Origin of the sequence: Pseudomonas weihenstephanensis, assembly GCF_016812185.1 — a bacterium.
Lineage (GTDB): Bacteria > Pseudomonadota > Gammaproteobacteria > Pseudomonadales > Pseudomonadaceae > Aquipseudomonas > Aquipseudomonas weihenstephanensis.
In genome coordinates this window covers 73,852-94,223 of record NZ_JAAEBV010000008.1, presented here as the reverse complement: position 1 = coordinate 94,223, position 20,372 = coordinate 73,852, and the positions used below count along the sequence as shown (strand labels likewise).

Sequence of the window (20,372 nt, the reverse complement as noted above, 5' to 3'; positions counted from 1 at the left end):
TGCCACCGCTTAACAGGTGGCAGCGCGTACACGGCTCAGTCGTCTGCAACCTGTGAGCGCTCACGCTCCGTGAGCTGCGTGAGCAATTGCTTGCGTTCGGCGGCGTTTTTCTTACCTAAAGCATCGACGGCCTTACTGTAGTCGTCATCGATGGCGGTAAAACGCTCCTCCAATCCATCTCTCTCGCCCCAATAATTGCGCCATAAACGCGGGCGTCTCTTCAGCCGCAATGACCTCCAGGTAAGCGCGCTCGATTGCTTCTGGCGTGACTTTCGCTATGTTCCTGTACAGCATGGCATTGAGTCTCTCCTGATAACTCACGGGGGATCCTCAGTAAAACGAAAAACCCAGTGCTGATGAGGTACATAAATAGAGCGTTTGCACACCGGCCGTCTTCAATTGCACCGTATTAATGGCCTTTGACTATCCTCAACTCAGTGCATATCGAATGGACAGGTGAGGACCTTATGGACGATCCCGACAACAATCCGCCCACTTTTTGGCAAGTTCTGCACAGCGTGATGGCCGCTGCTTTCGGGGTGCAAAGCGCAAAAAACAGAGCACGAGACTTTACCCACGGTAAACCCAGCCAGTTCTTGATTCTAGGTTTGCTGTTTACCGGGGTATTCGCGCTGACGTTGTACGCCATTGTCAGGTTGGTCCTGCACCTGTCGGGCGTTTAAGGGGCGTTAAGCAGCGATTTAAGGCTGAAAGGGTAAACATAGCTGTCAGGTTTTCCCTGTGCCGAAAACCGCTTGAATGGCAACTGGTAATTCTGCTCGCGCGTGATGCTCAGCAGGTGCTTGGCTTGTTCGACATCAATCAGTTGCAACAAAGGTACTTGGCGATCTCGCCCACCAAAACGGGTGAAATCGATGCCTTTGGCATCGTCATTGAGCAGGACCATCGCCCAGCCCCCCAACGTGAAGTGCCCGGCCACCAGCGCACTCAAGCGCCCGTCGATCCGAGCTTCAAGCGCGGGGATGGAACTGTTGACCGCGCTGAACAACATGTCACGCCCCGGAACGCGGCCGGCTTCTTGCGCGGCGTGCATGGCACCAAACGCCATTTCGTCATTGGCTGACCACACCAACGCAGTGTCGGGGTAGCGTTTAAACAACTGCGTTGCCTGTTCGTAAGCGCGCTGCTGACTCCACTCGCCGTAAACCATTTGGCGCAAGCGCACCTGAGGGTGCTCGCGTAGCGCGCGCAGCATGCCTTTTTCCCGCCAGCGCGATGCCGGGGTATTTTTCACGCCCAAAAAGGCCACGAGATCCAACGTCTTGGCCGGTCCCAACGCCGCATGCTGGCGCACCAACTCATTAAGCATCAGGTAGCCGCCCTCCTCGTCGTTGGTCACCATGCTGCCCACCCAGGTTGAATAGTTACCCGCATCCGGGCCGACCATTTGTATTTGCTCACCGGTCAGCCCGTTATTAACCATGAACAGCTTTACGCCGCTGCCTTGTGAGAGACGCAGGATTTGCGGGGCAATGTATTGCTCGTTGACGAAGACCAAGTAATCGGGACGGCGCGCTCCTTGCAGCGCTGCTCGCGCCTGAGCGATTGATGTATCAGGCGAGCGCCCGGCGTATTGCACCTCCAGGTGCATGCCTAAATCCTGGGCCGCCGCCTGCATGAACTGCGAATAGCTCACCCAAAAAGTCTCATCAGCGTTGCCGGGGTTAAGAAACAACACCGTCGCGCTGTGAGCCACCATCGAAAATGGCAGGCACAGCACGACTACGCATTGGCGCAAAAACTTGAGCATTGTCACCTGTTCCTGAACATTGAACCATCTGGTAGCTGGCACAATACCACTAGACAGCTGGCCCGCTGTCGCTTGCCCGGTAATCAATCGCTCTGGAATGGAGCAGGTGTTGCCCCTTCACGCTCAGGTCACTGGCGGCTGACCCAAAAAACCGCCGCCGCCACGACCAAAACAATCATAAAAAAAATGGCCCATGCATCGACCTTGCTGTCGCTTTTACGCACTTTGACTGGAGTACTCATCGCATCGCCTTTTTTCGGTTTTATGGGTGAATGCTTGAAGACTTTAATCAGTTAAGTTGAGCAATGCCCACAGCACAAGTAAGTGATTGAGAATCAGCCTCTTATAGTCGATTTGGTTCTTTACATATGCTTAAACATCACTTTTGCGCATAACTGCAAACTGGTATCGTGCCTCGCTCCGTGGGGAGTGCGCGGCCGTGCGCGCAGATAAGCTGTCAGCAGCCTGAGAACAGGACCTATATGTACGTATATGACGAGTACGATCAGCGGATCATCGAGGACCGCGTAAAGCAGTTCCGGGATCAGACCCGACGCTATCTGGCAGGTGAGCTGAGCGAAGAAGAGTTCCGCCCCCTGCGCCTGCAAAATGGCCTTTATGTTCAACGCTTCGCCCCGATGCTGCGGGTTGCCGTGCCTTATGGCCAACTCACCTCGCGTCAAGCGCGGATGATGGCCAAGATCGCCCGCGACTACGACAAGGGCTATGCCCACATCAGTACCCGCCAGAACGTGCAGTTCAACTGGCCGGCGCTCGAAGACGTGCCGGACATTCTGCAAGAGCTGGCCACTGTGCAAATGCACGCCATTCAGACCAGCGGCAACTGCTTGCGTAACGTCACCACTGACCAGTTCGCCGGTGTTGCCGCCGATGAATTGATCGACTCACGCCCCTGGTGTGAGATCGTCCGTCAGTGGACGACCTTCCACCCCGAATTCGCTTACTTGCCGCGCAAATTCAAAATCGCAATCAACGGTTCTGCTTCAGACCGTGCGGCCATTGAAGTGCATGACATCGGTCTTGAACCCGTGTTCAACGAAGCCGGCGAGCTGGGCTTTCGTGTACTGGTTGGCGGCGGCTTGGGCCGTACGCCCGTGATTGGTTCGTTTATTAACGAATTCCTGCCGTGGCAACACCTGCTCAGCTACCTGGAGTCCATTCTGCGGGTGTACAACCGCTATGGCCGTCGGGACAACAAGTACAAGGCGCGGATCAAGATTCTGGTCAAGGCCCTGACGCCTGAAGTGTTCGCAGAGCGGGTTGAAGCCGAAATGGTTCACCTGCGCGGCGGGTCCACCACCCTGACCGAGGCCGAAGTGCAGCGAATTGCCAAGCACTTTGTCGACCCCGACTACAAGGACTTGCCTGATTTCGGTGCCGAACTGGCAGAGCTTGACGCCCAGCACCCAGGCTTCGCTCGCTGGCGCACCCGCAACACCCTGGCCCACAAAAAGCCGGGCTATGTCGCTGTTACCCTGTCGCTCAAACCGACGGGCGTTGCTCCAGGCGATGTGACAGACAAGCAGTGGGACGGCATTGCCGACATGGCCGATCGCTACAGCTTTGGCCAACTGCGAACCTCTCACGAGCAGAACATCATTCTGGCCGACGTTGAACAAAGCCAGTTGTTCACCATGTGGGGTGAACTGCGTGAGCAGGGTTTCGCCACGCCAAACATTGGCTTGCTGACCGACATGATCTGCTGCCCGGGCGGGGATTTTTGCTCGCTGGCCAACGCCAAGTCGATCCCGATTGCCGAATCGATCCAGCGCCGCTTTGACGACCTGGATTACCTGTTCGACATTGGTGAGCTTGACCTGAACATTTCCGGTTGCATGAATGCCTGTGGCCACCACCATGTGGGGCACATCGGCATTCTGGGCGTGGACAAAAAAGGCGCCGAGTTCTATCAGGTATCGCTGGGTGGCAGCGCCAGCCGTGACGCGAGCCTGGGCAAGATCCTCGGCCCCTCGTTCGCTCAGGACGACATGCCGGATGTGATTGAAAAGCTGATCGACGTTTACGTTGAAAAACGCAACGAAGACGAGCGCTTTATCGACACCTATCAACGTATTGGCATCGATCCCTTCAAGGAGCGCGTCTATGCAACGAATCATTAAAAACAACGAAGTGATCGATGAAACTTGGCATTTACTGCCAAAAGGCACGAACTTCGACGATATCTCTAACTGTGATGACCTGATCGTTCCACTCGCGTTGTGGCGTGAGCACGGTCCGGCGCTCAAGGCACGCGATGGGGGCCTGGGCGTGTGGCTGGACAGTGACGAAGAGGCCGAAGAGCTTGGCAGTGACGTCGCGAACTTTCAGGTCATAGCCCTGAACTTCCCGGCCTTTACTGACGGGCGTAGTTACTCCAACGCCCGTCTGCTGCGAGATCGCTACGGCTACAAAGGTGAACTGCGCGCCATTGGTGATGTACTGCGCGATCAGTTGTTCTACCTGCACCGCTGTGGGTTTGATGCCTTTGCTATCCGGGCCGATAAAGACCCGTACGAAGCGCTTGAAGGTTTGAAAGATTTCAGCGTGACGTATCAAGCATCGACCGACGAGCCGCAACCGCTTTTCCGTCGCCGCTGAGCCCCGTGACGGCCCTGACTGATTGAATGAATGATTGAGTCAGGCCGCACTTTAGCCCCCATTGAAGGTTTAAGGCATCGCGGGGAACATCAGCTCAGGGTGCTCTTGGATCTCCTGACGGGTCAGCCGAGTGGCCAACGCCACTCTGGACTGACTGTGTGCGCCTGCAATTGACTCTGCTTGTGAAGCATATTCATCACTCGACACACTCTCACGCGCCGTGAAAAGCCTATCCATGTATTGCTGATGTGGAATATCTGATGCTTTAAAACTTTCCGGGTATTTTTTCTCCAAAAACGCCGTCCAAAAATCCCTCGCGACAATACTCGCCGTGAGTGCTGCAGATGTTTCCTGAGCCATTACATAGGCCTCGCCAGCGTCTAACTCCTCTTGTGTAACGTTGGCAACATTCACAAAGCGCATACTCTCGGGCCTGTTGGGCAAGTTCAGCGTCTCTGCCAAACGAATGTGGTAGTACATCTGTATTTCGAGTGGATCGATTTGCGCCAAATGGTTTTCCAGCCACACAGGACTAAGCCTTTCTGCCAGCGCAAGCCCTTCTGGCGAGCCGAGCCGGTACGCAACACCCTGGCGGTCTTGTGGCGTCATTTCACTGACCGGGCCGGCCGAAAAATCAGGGCTTATCGCATCGCTCAGTTGTTGCAGTTGCTCTACAGCCTCCAAGGCACGCGCACGTACCTGCGCCTTACGTAGCGCAATAACGGATTCAACATGCTCGTTAAGCTGCTCAATCCTGAATAACCCCCGGGCCAGTTTCAGGAGTTGCTGCTCGGTCTGCGGCTGGTGTTCAGCCATATAGATTTGTTGTTGCAGTTCAATGTCCGCAAACACCATTGCAATGCCATCTGAACACGTGCGCGGGTGGGTGCTGACCTCAAACACTCGACTGCGCAAACCGCTGTTTTCATGCATGGCATTCACCAGCGCCCAGACGCGCAGGCGCAAATTTTCACGCTCGTGTAAAAATTGCGAGGACTCACTCAGGTCTTCCAGTACCCGAAAAAAATCCGATGCGTACTCGGCGCTGTTCAAGTCTTCCCAGGCGGCGAGCTGCGCTGCGCTGGGCGCAACCGCCCAATGCGCAATGCCCTGCCGGGGCATGACATGATGACGCGGGATCGATATTCCAAAATTAATGCCCTGCTCCCTTTGGTAGAGATAGAGACGGCGTAACGAATCGTTACTCAACGGGTTGTCGTGCAAAAACGTCACACGGTTAATGACGTTGCGTTCGGCGGTTAACACTTGCGATGGAACATGACTGATCGCGTTGTCACGCAAGTCCACTATGTTTAGGTGCTCAAGCATCTCGATGCCTTCGGGCCACTGCGTAAGCCCGGTATAGCGCACATACAAATACTCAAGCGCTCTCATCTGGCTGATCATCAACCTGCTGCCTAACGGATTGCCCGTGAGGTTGAGTGACTTGAGCTTTGTCAGCCCTGCCAGCGTACGGGCGGCCTCAGGGGTTAATACAAGCTGATTCCCTCTGAGATCTAGATCCAGCAACTCGCTCATTTCACCAATCGATCCGGGCAGCTCAACCAGCTTGTTTTGCTTGAGCGACAGGATCCGCAACTGGTGGAACTTATCAAGAAAGTGTGCAGGAAACGCCCCGCCCGGTGATTGGCTCAACCTCAACACATTGATATGCGCAAAGTCAGCCGACAACACGGGCAGACAGTCGACTGGCCAGGCATTCAGATCCAGTTCATAACCGATATGCCCACCTATGTGGGCGCTGGGCGTTAGCCGTCGCCAGGCGCGTATCAACACTTGGCTGATAGACCTTTTTACCTGTGCCGTCACCTTAAAGCGCGGGGCGTTAAGCGGATGACTCCAGACCGTGGAGTTTTCCCACGCATGAAGTTCATGACGCAGTGTTTCAAGCTCAGCCTTAAGCGCACCTAATGCACGGGCAATCTGCGCAGCAGGCAGTTTTAAGCGGTGCAAAAACTGCCCGGCCTGCTCATCGTTCATTAAGGGGTACAACTCCAACACTGCGTGTTTGAGCAACTGTGGCTGCACATCTGGCAACGTGTGCCCCGAACGGCCGCCCAGGGTATAACCGACCCGTCCGTCAGCTAATCGCATTGGTGATTTAAACCAGGGTTTGAGGGTATGCATGCCCAATGCCTGTGCGCTTCGGTCACGCGCCTCAGTTGCTACCCTGGCAATTTTTGCTGTGAATGAGGCATACGGTTCTTGCGTTGAAAGCCCCATCTCAGAGCGTTCATTGGCTGACAGCAGCGTCAGTACGCACTGCAACAATGACCGGGAGCTGTAGCTATCGGCTGAGGATGTTGCGAAGTATTCGTAACCCTGCGCACTCTTGAACAGTTCACGCACACGGCGGGCCGTTGCACTGCCTGCACTGTCGAGTTCAAGCCCAGTGGCCTTGTCTCGGATCACCACGCGCAGTTCTCTGGGCCAGCCGGGCAGCCAGGGTAAGGACTTCCACCCAAGCGCACTGCTGTCTTCAGAGCTCAAGGCATCATTAAACAAGCCCTCCAAAGCGCGGTTCAATCGCAGCGTTTGCACCAAAGAACGGGCCTCCTCCAGCACCGTCATGGGTAAACGCTCTTCGCGCTCAAGCAGACTGACTTGCTCGGCAGTCAAATGCTCCAGCAACTCAGTGATCACCACGGCCGACAAACTTGGAAATTGCCGTTTAACGATGCTCCCCGCAGAGCCAAGCGTTTCGCCTTCAAGGTAGAGAGATGAGAACACCTCCTTTTTTTGTGTCTGCGTAAACTCTCCCAGGTGTTGAGCCAGCCTTTGAACTTGCAGTTCAAGCGATGACAGTTTTTGACCTAGCAAGCCTTCTATCTGATCCGGCGATAAACATTCCAGCGTTACGTTCAATAAGTCGCCCTGGGCCACCTGCGATTCAGTCACTTGCAGCCGTGGTAGCCGAGAGACTAAATCCTTTCCATACTCTTTATACGCTTGGCCATCGTCGCTGATGACGCGCAAGACACGGTCGGCTGGCCAGCCGGGCAACTGAGGCAGTACGTTCAACTGTATGTCCGCATCAGACGCATGCCCGGTATGGGCTGACTGCATTCGGGTTATGAAAGCCTCAATTCTTTCGATCAGTGCCATACGTTTCAGGCCATCGGCCAATAAGGACGGTGTGCTCAGGTTATCTATCAGCACCTTGCACAACACAGCGTCCGAAGTATTGGTCGCGGCCAAAAGACGATCGACAGCGCTGGCTGACAAAGCCTGCGCGTCGGGGCCCAGGCGGCGAAATAATTGCAAACGAGTCCATTCAAGGGGACGGTCCAGTTCATGGGTCCAGACCCCCATACCGTTGTGTTTCAACTGAGGCCTGTACGCCATTGGATCGGTGGGATGGCGCACGGAAAATGCCTGCGTTGCGGCCTCTGTATGCAGGCTATAAACCTTGTCATCCAGCTTTATATATGACTGGCCATTACGTGTATAAATGCCCTGCACGTCCGGCTTAATACCGCCAAGATCAACGCCTTCAACGGCATAAGGCGCCATTTGCGGGTTCCATAGTTTTCGTGCACCGCTTTCGAGTTTGACGGGAACCAGAGCATCCACCACCCCAGGCGCCTTCAACGTTTTGCTAGCCGCTACAGGACCTGCGAGTAACGCAACATTCTGTGCGATATCAAATAGGTAATTAATGGCGGCCACTTTGTCACCGGCCTCCCACGCCTTGATACCTGCGTAGACCTCTTCGCCCAACTGGATGACACCCACCGCCAACAACACTTCCCCCAACACCGGGACAAACCCCAATGCCAAGCCCAGCGCACTGATACCCAGATTTAAATAAATAGCCTGACGTTCCAGACGCTCCCGGGTGTCTTGGTCTTCCGTGGGCACGATTAATATTCGTGCGTCATCTTTAATCCGCTTTAATTGTTGCAACCACATGACGTCGAAAGGGTCATCAGTTCTGGGGGTGACGCGTGACTCTGTAAACAAGGCAGGCTCATAAATAATCGGCGGGCGCCGCAAGAGCAGTGAGTCCCACGACGCATGCTGAGGATGAGTGCGGCGTATAAACTCTGCGCGCTGGCTCAAAGGCACACGCTGTGCAAAATAGACGGCAAACTCCGGGCGCTTTAACCATTCACGTAAATGCACCTGAAACGTACTGAACGTCTCAAATGCATAAAATGACTTATCGGGACTTTGGGGAAGATAGACCAAGCAGGGTTGTGCCTGCGCAGCGGGCTTTCGCTGCGGCCATAACACCATGATGCCCGTCACTTCAACATCCATTATTTCAAATACGCCATAGGCGGGATTGCCCAGACCAAGGGTCGATGCAGGCCCCATGAGCACCCGTGATCCAAAGCTGTAAGAGTTGACGCTAATCTCGCCTTTCATATACGCCATGTGCAGAGCACATGAAAACTCATGGCGTAAATGGTCACTGAAGGTGGTTTTAATTTTATAAGCCTGCGCACGAGGATCCGTGGCGGGCCAAGCGTTTTCGACCGGTGTAAAAACGCTGTCCAAATGCAACTGATACTGCAGGCCCGCGTTCAAGTCCCGGCATACGCGCGCAAACTGTTCAGGCGCCAGTTCGGTGTGCACGGTGGGCTGATTATTATTCACTGAATAGATAGAAGTCCCCGGATCGAAACCCTCGGCCTGCGTTTCTGACAACTCAAAGTTCTGCATGGCTGCTTGCAACAAGCTCTGATACGTCGTGGTCGCGCCCACGTTTACTTCAAGCGACTCAGGTACCCACGAAGAGGGGAATAACAGGCGAATAAAGGAGTCAGCTACGTTAATGTTTTGCCGTGAAATAAACGCCAGCACATTACTCGGCAGATGGACGTGCTTGAGTCCATAGCGCTTGACGTCAACGCTATACCACCCCTGCGCTATTAATGCGTTTTTTAGACGTGTTTCTACAAATTGCACCATTGGCGTAACGCTGGCCAGGATACGAGAGACTTCTTTATAGGTGTCGTCTCGTCGCTGCATACTTTCACGCAGTGCATCACGCACAGACGGCGGTGCTTTAACAAACCAGGGAGGCAGTAGAGTGGGTATGAGCGCTTGATATTTATTGTCGGCGCGCGTATTGGCCAGACGTGTTGACTGATCATCGACCAATTTCATAGCGTCGCTAGGTATTATTTTATTCCTGTTAGTCATCACAAAAGCCTGTTTCAAATTAGAAACATCAGCTTAAAAACTGGCACTCAGGAACAGGCGTTAGTTATCTAATACCTCGCATGGACAATTAAAAATAAACGTTAAACTCTGCACGACTTATCGCCAGCTCATGCCAGTGCCCTTTGCCAGGGGCTGTACGAAATGTATCTGCGCTCGGTGATGCGGCGCTGACAACATGTCGTACAGCCCCTGAAGCCTGCCGGATGCCCCCATTGCGACAAGCCCGCAGGCTTACCAAAAACGCTGTTGCGACACTCGTTTCCAGAGTGAGTCGACCAGGTGTTCTGCCGAGGTGCTGGCGGCCAGCCCAACACGCTCCTGCAAACTTTTACGCTGGGCGTAATGCAGGTGGTAGAGCTGCGCGGTCTGTGCACGCTCGCACAAATATTCATCGCTGGTTTTCAACTCGTCCACCAGCTGTTTTTCAACCGCCGCTACGCCTAACCAGACTTCACCTGTGGCCACTTCATCAATCGCCAACTGCGGGCGGTATTGAGACACAAAGTTTTTGAATAACTGGTGGGTGATATCCAAATCCTGTTGGAATTTTTCGCGACCCTTTTCAGTATTTTCGCCAAACACTGTCAGCGTTCTCTTGTATTCGCCAGCTGTCAGTACTTCGTAATCAATGTCATGTTTCTTCAGCAGGCGATTGACGTTGGGCAGTTGAGCGACCACACCAATTGAACCGAGGATGGCAAAGGGTGCGCTGATAATTTTGGCGCCAATGCACGCCATCATATAGCCACCGCTTGCCGCCACTTTGTCGATACACACCGTGAGCGGGATACCCGCCTGACGGATACGGGCCAGTTGCGAAGACGCCAACCCATAGCTGTGCACCATGCCGCCGCCGCTTTCCAGGCGCAGCACAACTTCGTCGGCCGGGGTGGCCAGGGTCAGTAAGGCCGTGATTTCGTGACGCAGGCTTTCAGTGGCAGAGGCTTTGATATCACCGTCGAAATCCAGCACAAAGACACGAGGCTTGTCGTCGGGTTGTTTTTTTAGTTTTTTATCGGCTTTGCCTGTTTGCTTGCGTAACGACTTGAGTTGCCCTTTGGACAACAGCGACTGTTCAAGACGCTCACGCAGCCCCTTGTAGAAGTCATTCATCTTGATGACCTGCAATTGCCCCGTCGCACGACGGCCTTTACCCCGCAGCGCGGCGACAACAACCAGAACCACGATGATCGCGACCACCAGGGTCACGGTTTTGGCCAAAAAGCTGGCGTACTCAGCTAGAAATTCCACAGACTCTCCTTTAAACGTTACACCCCGTGAATCGCAGGGTGCGTGATGACGCTCAGCATACCGGCGCCAACCTGAGGCTGCCAGCCGCGAAACACCTTACACGCAGGCGCATCGGGCAATTCAAACGAGCGTATGTTTTTTCATTGACAGCTTCCCGGCTTACTCCTAACCTCGCCAGACTTTCAACGTACCGGGGCATAGCGGACGTGGGCAGCATCTACTTGATAAGACATGGCCAAGCCTCCTTCGGTGCAGACGACTACGACGTGCTGTCGCCGCTGGGCAAGCGACAGGCACAAATAGTCGGCCAGCATCTGGTTGACCTGGGCGTGTGCTTTGACCGCTGTGTATCCGGAGATCTGACGCGCCAGCAAGACACGGCCCGCCATGCGCTGGAGCAGTTCAGCGCCGCCGGGTTAGCCAGGCCCACACTGGAGGTTGACGCAGCCTTCAATGAATTCGATGCATTCGGCGTGCTTAAAGCCTTGCTTCCCGGCTTGTTGCCGGATGAACCCCACGCAGTGGCCGCGATGACCGACGCCGTCCATGACCCGGTCGAATTCCAGCGCATTTTCGATCTGATTGTTGCCCGCTGGCTCAGCGGCACGTGGGACACCCCCGAGCTGGAAAGCTGGCTGGCCTTTGTCGAGCGCGTGCAGGGCGGCCTCAATCGACTGCTCGATCACGCCCATGACACGCAGCACACTATCGCCGTGTTCACCTCCGGCGGCACCATCACCGCCCTGCTTCACCTGTTGACCCGCATTCCCGCCAACGAAGCGTTCAAGCTGACCTGGCACATAGCAAACACCTCGCTCAGTCGCCTCAAGTTTCAAGGCCGCGAGGTGACACTGGCTTCCTTCAACAGTCATGTGCATTTGCAACTGTTGAAGACGCCGTCACTCATCACCTATCGTTGAGCGTCGGCAACCGCGACCCTCGGGTCGCCGTAACCCACCATAAAAGGATCGAACCATGACTTCTGTAGCTGATGCCGTGCAAGCAATGAAAGCCAAATTCAACCCAGCCGCTGCTGCTGGCCTGGACCTGGTGTTTGGCTTTCGCATTGATGACACCAAGAACTTCTCGCTGATCGTTAAAGACAGCACCTGCGAACTGCAAGAAGGCGAAAACCCGGACGCTCAAGTGACGCTGGTGATGGACGGCGAAACCCTGGAAGGCATCGTCAGCGGCGAAACTGACGGCATGCAAGCTTTTATGGGCGGCAAGCTGCGCGCTGAAGGCGACATGATGCTGGCCATGAAACTGAGCGAACTCTTCCCGAGCTAAGCCCAGCGCACCACGAAAAACCGAAGCCCACGCAGCTTCGGTTTTTTTTGCGCTGCGTTTTGTGCAACTGCCATCAGACACACTGATTACCCATTAACACCCACGCCTATTAAGGCCGGCATCGACTTGTCGCGAGCGGGGTGGCCCATTAGATTAGCGAATGTTGTCTGGCCCCAATAATAAGCAGAAGAGATAGATATGGCGCTCACCGACTCGTCCACCCGTATCCGCCCTGGCGAAGAACTCGACGTCAGCCAGATTGATCCGTATCTCAAGGCCCATATTGCGGGGCTCTCTGGCCTGCCGACCCTCAGCCAGTTCCCTGGCGGGGCTTCGAACCTGACGTATCTGATCGAGTATCCGGGTGTCGAACTGGTGCTGCGGCGTCCGCCCTTTGGCCACAAGGCCAAATCCGCTCACGACATGGGCCGTGAGTTTCGCCTGCTCAATCATCTCAAGGACGCCTTCCCCTACTGCCCAAAAGCCTACGCCCACTGCACCGATGACACGCTGATCGGCAGTGAGTTCTATGTGATGGAGCGGGTCAAGGGCATCATTCTGCGTTCCGACCTGCCCCCTGAACTGAATCTCTCGCCTGCGCACACCAGCCAACTGTGTCGCCGTTTTATCGACACACTGGTCGAGCTCCACAGCGTCGACTACACGGCCTGTGGGCTGGCTGATTTGGGCAAGCCAGAAGGTTATGTACACCGCCAGATCAGCGGTTGGTGTGATCGCTACGAAAAGGCCCTCACCCCGGATGCCCCACAGTGGGAAGCGGTCAAGGCGTGGCTCAAGGAAAAGATGCCTGCCGATCATCCGACCCCTGCCATCGTTCACAACGACTACCGCTTTGACAACGTGATCCTCGACCCGCATAACCCGATGCAGATCATTGGCGTGCTGGACTGGGAACTCACCACGCTGGGTGACCCGCTGATGGACCTGGGCAACAGCCTCGCCTATTGGATAGAAGCCGATGATCCACCCGTCGTGCAACGCATGCGACGCCAACCGAGCAATGCTCCCGGCATGTTGACCCGCCGTGAATTCGTTGATTACTACGCACAACGTTCCGGCATTCAGATCGACAACTACGATTTCTATTACATCTACGGTTTGTTCCGCCTGGCAGGCATCGTCCAACAGATCTACTACCGCTACTACCACGGCCAGACTCAAGACAAACGTTTCGCCCCGTTTGTACAGATGAATGCACTGCTGGAGCAGATGAGCCTTAAGGTCATCCGCCAGTCCAGCCTTTAAACCTGCGCTCACCCGGGAATCAGCATGTCCAAAACTCAACTGTTCGACCTTGATGGCAAAATTGCCTTTGTTTCAGGCGCCAGCCGTGGCATCGGCGAAGCCATCGCCAAGCTGCTGGCCCAACAAGGTGCCCATGTGATCGTTTCCAGCCGCAAGCTTGAGGGCTGCCAACGGGTCGCGGATGCAATCATCGCGCAAGGTGGTAACGCCACCGCGATTGCTTGCCATATCGGCGACATGGAACAGATCCACCACACCTTCGCGCGCATTCGTGCCGAGTTCGGGCGCCTCGATATTCTGGTCAACAACGCGGCCACCAACCCGCAGTTCTGCAACGTGCTGGACACCGACCTCGGCGCGTTCCAAAAAACCGTCGACGTGAACATTCGCGGCTACTTCTTCATGTCGGTTGAAGGCGGCAAGTTGATGCGTGAACACGGGGGTGGCAGCATCATCAACGTTGCCTCTATCAATGGCGTCTCGCCGGGTGCGTTCCAGGGCGTTTACTCGATGACCAAGGCGGCGGTGATCAACATGACCAAAGTGTTTGCCAAGGAGTGCGCCTCGTTTGGCATTCGCTGCAACGCCTTGCTACCGGGCCTGACCGACACTCAATTCGCCTCGGCGCTGGTCAAAAACGAAGCCATCCTCAAGGGCGTGTTGCAACAGGTGCCACTCAAACGTGTCGCCGAGCCGGATGAAATGGCCGGCGCGGTGCTGTATCTGGCCAGCGCTGCTTCCACCTACACCACCGGCATTTCATTGAATGTGGATGGCGGGTTTTTATCCTGAGACCAAATCAATAATTTAGTTCCACTGATTGCAAAATCGAAATATTTATTCCATTAATGGCCTTCCCTGAACATAAGCATTCAAAGGAAGTGGCTATGCGTTCACTTGGAATAGGCTTGATCGGCACCGGATTTATGGGACGCGCCCATGCGCTGGCGTTTCGCAACGTCAGTGCAGCCTTCGAGTTACCGGTGAAACTGCACCTGGCGGCGCTGGCGGATGCCGACGCTGAACGGGCCCGACACTGTGCTGGCGCATGGGGCTTTGCTCAGGCCCACAGCGACTGGCAGCCATTGATCGCCAACCCCAACGTGGACCTGGTGGCCATCACCACCCCCAACCACTTGCACTTCCCGATGGCGATGGCAGCGATTGCGGCAGGCAAAGCCGTGTACTGCGAAAAGCCCTTGGCCGTGAGCCTGCAACAGGCCGATGAAATGCGCCAGGCAGCCAAGGCCGCCGGTGTCGTAACACGCGTGGGTTATAACTATCAGCACAACCCGATGCTGGTGCTGGCCCGGGACATGATTGCGCGTGGCGATCTGGGTCGCATCGTCAGCTTTGAGGGTGAATTCAGTGAAGACTTCATGGCCGATCCGGCCGCACCCTGGTCATGGCGCTGCGAGCCGGGGCATGCTGGCGGGGCACTGGCCGATTTGGGCAGCCACCTGTTGGCCCTGGCGCGCTATCTGCTGGGCGACATTGAAGCGGTATGCGCCGACAGCCTGACTGTGCACACGCAACGTCCCGCACACACGGGCAGTCATGAGCAAAAAAGCATCCGGGTAGACGACCAGACCCATGCCTTGCTGCGCTTCAGTCAGGGCGCGCGCGGCACCTTGAGCAGCAGCTGGCTCAAACACGGCTACAAAAATCACCTCAGTTTTGAAATCAGTGGCACACACGGCACGCTCAAATTCGATCAGGAGCGCTTGAACGAACTTCAACTGTGCCTAGAGGGGCAATCGGGCTTCGAACGCTTGCTGTCTGGGCCAACACTGCCGGGATACGCGGCTTTCAGCCCGGCGCCAGGCCACCAATTGGGCTACAACGAGTTAAAAACCCTGGAAGTGCACGCGGTGATTCAAGCCTGCGCCGGGCTACCCGCACCCGGCCCGGACTTCGAAGAAGCCTGGCACGTAGAACGCCTGGCCGATGCCATTCGTGTGGCGGCGCTGGAGCAGCGCTGGGTCCAGCTCTGAGGGCTCGCCAAACGATCGCAAAACCGATGACCGTGGTGTCTTTCAGGCACCCTGTTGCACGGTTTTACGACCGCTTCGCAGCCTCGCACCCCTCGTCAGCGACTACAGGTTATACGCCGCGCTGACGGCCATCAGGCAACGCTTGGCTTCACGCACGATGTCATCGATGACCTGCTGGCAACTCTTCAGATCGCCAATCGCTGCCGCCACTTGCCCGCTGGGCAAAACTCCTTCATCCGGCAGGCCGTCTACCATTGGTTTGCGACAACGCGCTTGGGTCGGCTTTGAGCGACTGGGCAAACACACTGAGCATATGCCGCACACTCATGCCCGTCTGATTGGCGCGCAACCCGATACCCGCCTGCTGGATGAACTGACCCGTGCCGGGCTTGAGGCGCGCAGTATTGGCGATTGTCAGCACATCGGTTACATCGAAGGCGCCATCAGCGCAGGTCATAAGGCTTACGCTATCTGTTCAGCCACCGTTCAGCGAATGCAATCAATTCTTGTTTAGCAATACGTATCACTATGTTACAAATTAGCTCCCTATCTAATTCGTAACGCGGTGCGCTTTCCATGCTGGTTCCATTTCTGATCATGCTGCGCGAAGGGATTGAGGCCGCGCTTATCGTCGGCATCATTGCCAGTTACCTCAAGCAAACCGGACACGGGCAGTGGATGCCCGCCGTGTGGATCGGCGTGTTTCTCGCCGCTGCCTTGTCACTGTTGGTCGGCGGTGGGCTGGAATGGATGAGTGCCGAATTCCCGCAAAAACAACAGGAACTGTTCGAAGGCATTGTCGGCCTGATTGCCGTGGGGATTCTCAGCGCCATGGTGTTTTGGATGCGCAAGGTGGCGCGCTCGATCAAGCACACCTTGCACACCTCGCTGGATCACGCCCTGGCAGGCTCCAAACACCACGTCACGGCGCTGATTGCGATGGTGTTTTTTGCCGTGGCCCGTGAAGGCCTCGAAACCGTCTTTTTCCTCCTTGCCGTGTTCCAGCAAAGCGAGGGCCCCGCAGCCCCGCTGGGCGCACTGCTGGGCGCACTGCTGGGTCTGATGCTGGCGATTGGCGTGGGCTTTGCCATTTACAGCGGCAGCATGCGCCTCAATCTCGGCCTGTTCTTCCGTTGGACCGGCCTGTTCATCCTGGTCGTGGCCGCCGGTATTTTGGCCAATTCAGTGCAGGCGCTGCACGAGGCCGGGTTGTGGAATCACCTGCAAGGCGTGGTCTTTGATCTGAGCGCCACCCTGCCGATGGACGGGCCCACAGGTTCAGTGCTGGCGGGCATGTTCGGGTACCAGGATGCGCCCACCGTGAGCGTGCTCGGTGCGTATGTGATGTATCTGGCGGTGGCGCTGGTGATGTTTTTTCAGGCGCCCGGCGCCCCTCAAGCGCCTCAATCTTCTCGCGTGACAAACCCATAAGGTCCTGCATGTCTACCCCTGCAAGCGGTACACCCCCTCGCGCCCTGCGCTGGGCAGTGGCTGGCTCGGTGATCGTGATGATCGCGGCCGGCGGGCTGTTCTATTACGCCTCGCAACTGGCTGCGGCCAAACGCAAGGTTCACCGCAATGAAATCACCGTCACGATTCACCCCCACAGTTGCGAGCCAAACGCACTGAGCGTGCCTGCCGGGTTCAATAGCTTTCGCATCGTCAATGCCTCTGAACGCGCCGTGGAATGGGAAATTCTCGACGGCGTGCTGGTGGTCGAAGAACGCGAAAACATTGCCCCCGGTCTCAGCCAAGTGATCAACGCAACTTTGGCGCCGGGCGATTACGTCATCACCTGCGGCTTGCTCAGTAACCCGCGTGGCACCTTGCACGTCACCCCAACGGCTGAATCAGAAGCCAGCGCCAAGGCCCCACCTTCAATGGTCGCTTTTATCGGCCCGCTGTCCGAATTTCGGGTCTACCTCAGCAGCCAAAGCAATGCGGTGATCAATGCCGTTGACGGGTTGTCGCACGCCATTGCAGCGGGCGAGCTTGAGCACGCGCAAAGCCTGTATGTGCCCGCTCGCGAGGCGTATCAGCGCCTAGCGCCAGCGGCGCAACGACTGGCAGAGCTGGACAACGCGATCAATGCCCGTGCCGATTACTTTGAGCAGCGCGAGCAAGACCCAGGCTTCAGCGGTTTTCACCGGCTTGAATACGGTCTGTTCGACCAACACAGCACCCAGGGCCTGGCTCCGGTTGCCGAACAATTGCAGGCCAATGTGGTGCAGCTCAAGCAACAGCTGTTGGCGCAATCACTGCCCCCTGCGCAATTGGTCAACATTGTGGCCCGCACCCTGCACAACCTGGCTGACACCCGCGCCAACAGCGGTGAAGAAGAGCGCTACAGCCATATCGACGTCAATGGCTTCGCCGCCAACCTCCAAGCCACACGCAAAGTGGTGGAACTGCTGCGCCCGTTACTGGCCAAGAACAACGCCGACATCCTGCTCAACATTGATAACGCCAGCGCAGCGCTGGAGGCCGAATTCAATGCGCTCAAATCACCCAACGGCTACCTCCCGTACGACACGGTCACGAGCACGCAACGCCAACACATCAGCACCAAGGCCAAGGCTCTGGCCGACGCACTCGATGGAATCGACCCCGCCCTCGGCCTTTAAGGCCTGTAATTGCAGACGAGATGCACATGAGCGATTCACCACACAGCCCCAACGACTTCAACCTGCAACGCCGCCGCCTACTGATGGGCATGGGAGTCGCCGGTGCTGCTTTGGCGGGCGGCGCCCTGAGCTGCCCGGCCATGGCGGCCAGCGCCCCTGCGAACGCGCAAGTCACCCAGGCGCCCAGCAGCGACAAGACCCGTGACCATCACGACGTTCACGGTCAACACCAGACCGGCATCGTCACCCCGCGCCCGGCTGCCGGCATGCTGGTGGCATTTGATGTGCTGGCCAGCGACCGCGAAGACCTCGAACGCCTGTTCCGTACCTTGGATGAGCGCATCGCCTTCTTGATGACCGGCGGGCCGGTCGTCCAGGTGGACCCCAAGCTGCCGCCCACGGATTCAGGCATCCTCGGCCCGGTGGTCACCCCCGACAACCTGACCATCACCGTCTCGGTGGGCGCGTCATTGTTCGATGAGCGCTTTGGTTTGTCCGGCGTCAAACCCAAACGCCTGAGCCGCATGCAAGGCTTCCCGAACGATGCCCTCGACCCCGCACAGTGTCATGGCGACTTGAGTGTGCAGTTCTGCTCCAACACCGCCGACACCAACATCCATGCCCTGCGCGACATTGTTAAGAACCTGCCGGATTTGCTGCTGGTGCGCTGGAAACAAGAAGGCACCGTGCCGCCGCAGGCACCGGCCAAACCCGGCGAGCCGGCGCAAAGTGCGCGTAATTTTTTGGGCTTTCGTGACGGTTCAGCCAACCCCGACTCCAATGACCGCACCGCCATGAATCAGATCGTGTGGGTACAACCGGGTAGCGACGAGCCGCGCTGGGCGGTCGATGGCAGTTATCAAGCGGTGCGCATCATCCGCAATTTCGTCGAGCGCTGGGACCGCACCCCCCTGCAAGAGCAGGAAAGTATTTTTGGGCGCAGCAAGGCCAGCGGCGCGCCGATGGATGGCAGCCGCGAAACTGACGTGCCGGACTACAGCAAAGACCCGCACGGCAAGATCACCCAGCTCGACGCCCACATTCGCCTGGCGAACCCGCGTACCCCACAGACCCGCAACAGCCTGATTTTGCGCAGACCCTTCAACTACTCCAATGGCGTCAACAAAAACGGCCAACTGGACATGGGCTTGCTGTTCATCTGCTACCAGCGCGACCTGGAGCAAGGCTTTATCGCCGTGCAAACACGGCTTAACGGCGAACCCCTGGAGGAATACCTCAAGCCGGTAGGCGGTGGCTATTTCTTCACCTTGCCGGGTGTGCACGACGACCAGGATTTCATTGGGCGTTCGTTGCTCGATGCCGCATCACGCCACCCCCGTGCCTAACCTCAACCTCCCGGAAAAGCCCCATGAAGAAGACGCCGCTTGCCCTGTTTCTCGCCTTAGGTTTGCTACACACCCCGCTGTCGGCTTTCGCGGCAACGGCGCCCCTGGATTTGGTGGCGCCGATTTCCGACTACAAAATCTACGTCACCGAACAGTTGGATGAGTTGGCCAGCCACACCCAGCAGTTCACCGATGCGGTGAAAAAAGGCGACCTGGCCACCGCCAAAAAACTCTACGCCCCCACTCGCGTGTACTACGAGTCGATTGAGCCGATTGCCGAACTGTTCAGCGACCTGGATGCGTCTATCGATTCACGGGTCGACGACCACGAACAAGGGGTCAAGGCAGCCGACTTCACCGGTTTTCACCGCACCGAATACAGCCTGTTTTCCGAAAACAGCACCCACGGCCTCGATCAGTTGGCTGACGGCCTGAACAAAGACGTCAAAGACCTGCAAAACCGCGTGGCTGGCCTGACATTCCCGCCGGAAAAAGTGGTGGGCGGCGCGGCGGCACTGATGGAAGAAGTGGCCGCGACCAAAGTCACCGGCGAAGAGGATCGTTACAGCCACACCGACTTGTACGACTTCCAGGGTAACGTCGATGGCGCGAAGAAGATTGTTGATCTGTTGCGACCCTACCTCGAACAAAACGACAGCGCCTTTGCCGCCAAGCTGGATAAAAACTTCACCACTGTGAACACCATCCTGGCCAAGTACAACACCGCAGACGGTGGTTTTGAGACCTACGACAAGGTCAAGGAAAACGACCGCAAAGCCTTGATTGGCCCGGTCAATACGCTGGCCGAAGACCTGTCTACCTTGCGCGGCAAGCTGGGTTTGAACTAAACGCTCAACCACAGCGTCAATCGAAGTGACCTGCGTGACAGACCCGCAGATTGACGCTGTTTTTTACCCGTTTAATAACGCTGCTGACTGTTTAATTGCATAGCTTGCTTAGTGTTTAAACCAACTAAGTGTTCGCCAGTATTTACTGTCAGTTAAAAAACACGCCTGTC

General features: G+C 56.5%; 16 protein-coding genes and 2 pseudogenes. 12 read left to right on the top strand and 6 right to left on the bottom strand.

Annotation, left to right across the window (positions count from 1 at the left end):
• Positions 1-35 precede the first annotated feature (35 nt).
• Entirely contained in the window at positions 36-230 is a 195-nt protein-coding gene (locus GYN01_RS20670; protein ID WP_203307725.1) for a hypothetical protein, read from the bottom strand.
• A 4-nt stretch (positions 231-234) separates the two neighbouring features.
• A pseudogene (locus GYN01_RS22775) lies at positions 235-294 on the bottom strand (hypothetical protein); the annotation flags it as partial.
• A 173-nt stretch (positions 295-467) separates the two neighbouring features.
• On the opposite strand from GYN01_RS22775, the gene GYN01_RS20660 reads away from it, so the two are divergent.
• Positions 468-683 (top strand): DUF2970 domain-containing protein, encoded by a 216-nt coding sequence (locus tag GYN01_RS20660; RefSeq protein WP_048365825.1) that lies wholly within the window; start codon positions 468-470, stop codon positions 681-683.
• Here the strand turns inward: GYN01_RS20660 and GYN01_RS20655 are convergent.
• Positions 680-1,771 carry an ABC transporter substrate-binding protein gene (locus GYN01_RS20655; protein WP_048365826.1) on the bottom strand — a complete coding sequence of 364 codons (1,092 nt, stop codon included), beginning with the start codon at positions 1,769-1,771 and terminating at the stop codon, positions 680-682. The genes GYN01_RS20660 and GYN01_RS20655 overlap by 4 nt on opposite strands.
• A gap of 482 nt (positions 1,772-2,253) precedes the next feature.
• Between GYN01_RS20655 and GYN01_RS20650 the strand changes: the two genes are divergently transcribed.
• Both GYN01_RS20650 and GYN01_RS20645 read left to right on the top strand, forming a co-directional pair.
• A complete protein-coding gene (locus GYN01_RS20650; protein WP_048402464.1) occupies positions 2,254-3,912 on the top strand; it encodes a nitrite/sulfite reductase in 1,659 nt (552 codons plus the stop codon).
• A complete protein-coding gene (locus GYN01_RS20645) occupies positions 3,896-4,390 on the top strand; it encodes a DUF934 domain-containing protein (protein WP_048402465.1) in 495 nt (164 codons plus the stop codon). Before GYN01_RS20650 ends, GYN01_RS20645 begins: the two co-directional genes overlap by 17 nt.
• A gap of 69 nt (positions 4,391-4,459) precedes the next feature.
• Here the strand turns inward: GYN01_RS20645 and GYN01_RS20640 are convergent, their stop codons facing one another.
• Both GYN01_RS20640 and sohB read right to left on the bottom strand, forming a co-directional pair.
• Positions 4,460-9,580 carry an NEL-type E3 ubiquitin ligase domain-containing protein gene (locus GYN01_RS20640; protein WP_238936363.1) on the bottom strand — a complete coding sequence of 1,707 codons (5,121 nt, stop codon included), beginning with the start codon at positions 9,578-9,580 and terminating at the stop codon, positions 4,460-4,462.
• 234 nt (positions 9,581-9,814) lie between these two features.
• Positions 9,815-10,834: a protease SohB gene (gene sohB / locus GYN01_RS20635; protein WP_048365830.1), complete on the bottom strand. Its 1,020-nt coding sequence runs from the start codon at positions 10,832-10,834 to the stop codon at positions 9,815-9,817.
• Positions 10,835-11,040: 206 nt separating this feature from the next.
• On the opposite strand from sohB, the gene GYN01_RS20630 reads away from it, so the two are divergent.
• The 5 genes from GYN01_RS20630 to GYN01_RS20610 all read left to right on the top strand — a co-directional run bounded on the left by GYN01_RS20630 (position 11,041) and on the right by GYN01_RS20610 (position 15,384).
• Positions 11,041-11,754 (top strand): histidine phosphatase family protein, encoded by a 714-nt coding sequence (locus GYN01_RS20630; protein WP_048402467.1) that lies wholly within the window; start codon positions 11,041-11,043, stop codon positions 11,752-11,754.
• A gap of 55 nt (positions 11,755-11,809) precedes the next feature.
• Positions 11,810-12,124, top strand: coding sequence for an SCP2 sterol-binding domain-containing protein (locus GYN01_RS20625; RefSeq protein WP_003182883.1), 315 nt, complete (start codon positions 11,810-11,812; stop codon positions 12,122-12,124).
• Positions 12,125-12,322: 198 nt separating this feature from the next.
• Positions 12,323-13,390: a phosphotransferase family protein gene (locus tag GYN01_RS20620; RefSeq protein WP_203307707.1), complete on the top strand. Its 1,068-nt coding sequence runs from the start codon at positions 12,323-12,325 to the stop codon at positions 13,388-13,390.
• Between the two features lie 24 nt (positions 13,391-13,414).
• Complete coding sequence (locus GYN01_RS20615) at positions 13,415-14,182, top strand: SDR family oxidoreductase (protein ID WP_059761990.1); 768 nt, start codon at positions 13,415-13,417, stop codon at positions 14,180-14,182.
• 95 nt (positions 14,183-14,277) lie between these two features.
• Entirely contained in the window at positions 14,278-15,384 is a 1,107-nt protein-coding gene (locus GYN01_RS20610; protein WP_203307706.1) for a Gfo/Idh/MocA family protein, read from the top strand.
• Positions 15,385-15,486: 102 nt separating this feature from the next.
• Here the strand turns inward: GYN01_RS20610 and GYN01_RS20605 are convergent.
• Positions 15,487-15,721: pseudogene (locus tag GYN01_RS20605) on the bottom strand (nitronate monooxygenase); the annotation flags it as partial.
• A 239-nt stretch (positions 15,722-15,960) separates the two neighbouring features.
• On the opposite strand from GYN01_RS20605, the gene efeU reads away from it, so the two are divergent.
• From efeU to efeO (GYN01_RS20585), 4 genes are read left to right on the top strand one after another with little or no spacing between them, the layout of a single operon-like run.
• Entirely contained in the window at positions 15,961-16,815 is an 855-nt protein-coding gene (gene efeU, locus GYN01_RS20600) for an iron uptake transporter permease EfeU (RefSeq protein ID WP_203307705.1), read from the top strand.
• 8 nt (positions 16,816-16,823) lie between these two features.
• Positions 16,824-18,008: an iron uptake system protein EfeO gene (gene efeO, locus GYN01_RS20595; RefSeq protein WP_203307704.1), complete on the top strand. Its 1,185-nt coding sequence runs from the start codon at positions 16,824-16,826 to the stop codon at positions 18,006-18,008.
• A 26-nt stretch (positions 18,009-18,034) separates the two neighbouring features.
• Entirely contained in the window at positions 18,035-19,354 is a 1,320-nt protein-coding gene (efeB, locus tag GYN01_RS20590; RefSeq protein WP_203307703.1) for an iron uptake transporter deferrochelatase/peroxidase subunit, read from the top strand.
• A 23-nt stretch (positions 19,355-19,377) separates the two neighbouring features.
• The gene (efeO, locus tag GYN01_RS20585; RefSeq protein WP_203307702.1) at positions 19,378-20,202 is read left to right on the top strand and encodes an iron uptake system protein EfeO; all 825 of its coding nucleotides are present in this window, start codon (positions 19,378-19,380) and stop codon (positions 20,200-20,202) included.
• The last annotated feature ends 170 nt before the right edge of the window (positions 20,203-20,372 follow it).

Excerpts from the sequence above, each read along its gene's own strand:
- GYN01_RS20660 (WP_048365825.1), top strand. The coding sequence starts at position 468 with ATGGACGATCCCGACAACAATCCGCCCACTTTTTGGCAAGTTCTGCAC.
- GYN01_RS20655 (WP_048365826.1), bottom strand. The coding sequence starts at position 1,771 with ATGCTCAAGTTTTTGCGCCAATGCGTAGTCGTGCTGTGCCTGCCATTT.
- GYN01_RS20650 (WP_048402464.1), top strand. The coding sequence starts at position 2,254 with ATGTACGTATATGACGAGTACGATCAGCGGATCATCGAGGACCGCGTA.
- GYN01_RS20645 (WP_048402465.1), top strand. The coding sequence starts at position 3,896 with ATGCAACGAATCATTAAAAACAACGAAGTGATCGATGAAACTTGGCAT.
- GYN01_RS20625 (WP_003182883.1), top strand. The coding sequence starts at position 11,810 with ATGACTTCTGTAGCTGATGCCGTGCAAGCAATGAAAGCCAAATTCAAC.
- GYN01_RS20620 (WP_203307707.1), top strand. The coding sequence starts at position 12,323 with ATGGCGCTCACCGACTCGTCCACCCGTATCCGCCCTGGCGAAGAACTC.
- GYN01_RS20615 (WP_059761990.1), top strand. The coding sequence starts at position 13,415 with ATGTCCAAAACTCAACTGTTCGACCTTGATGGCAAAATTGCCTTTGTT.
- GYN01_RS20610 (WP_203307706.1), top strand. The coding sequence starts at position 14,278 with ATGCGTTCACTTGGAATAGGCTTGATCGGCACCGGATTTATGGGACGC.
- efeU (WP_203307705.1), top strand. The coding sequence starts at position 15,961 with ATGCTGGTTCCATTTCTGATCATGCTGCGCGAAGGGATTGAGGCCGCG.
- efeO (WP_203307704.1), top strand. The coding sequence starts at position 16,824 with ATGTCTACCCCTGCAAGCGGTACACCCCCTCGCGCCCTGCGCTGGGCA.
- efeB (WP_203307703.1), top strand. The coding sequence starts at position 18,035 with ATGAGCGATTCACCACACAGCCCCAACGACTTCAACCTGCAACGCCGC.
- efeO (WP_203307702.1), top strand. The coding sequence starts at position 19,378 with ATGAAGAAGACGCCGCTTGCCCTGTTTCTCGCCTTAGGTTTGCTACAC.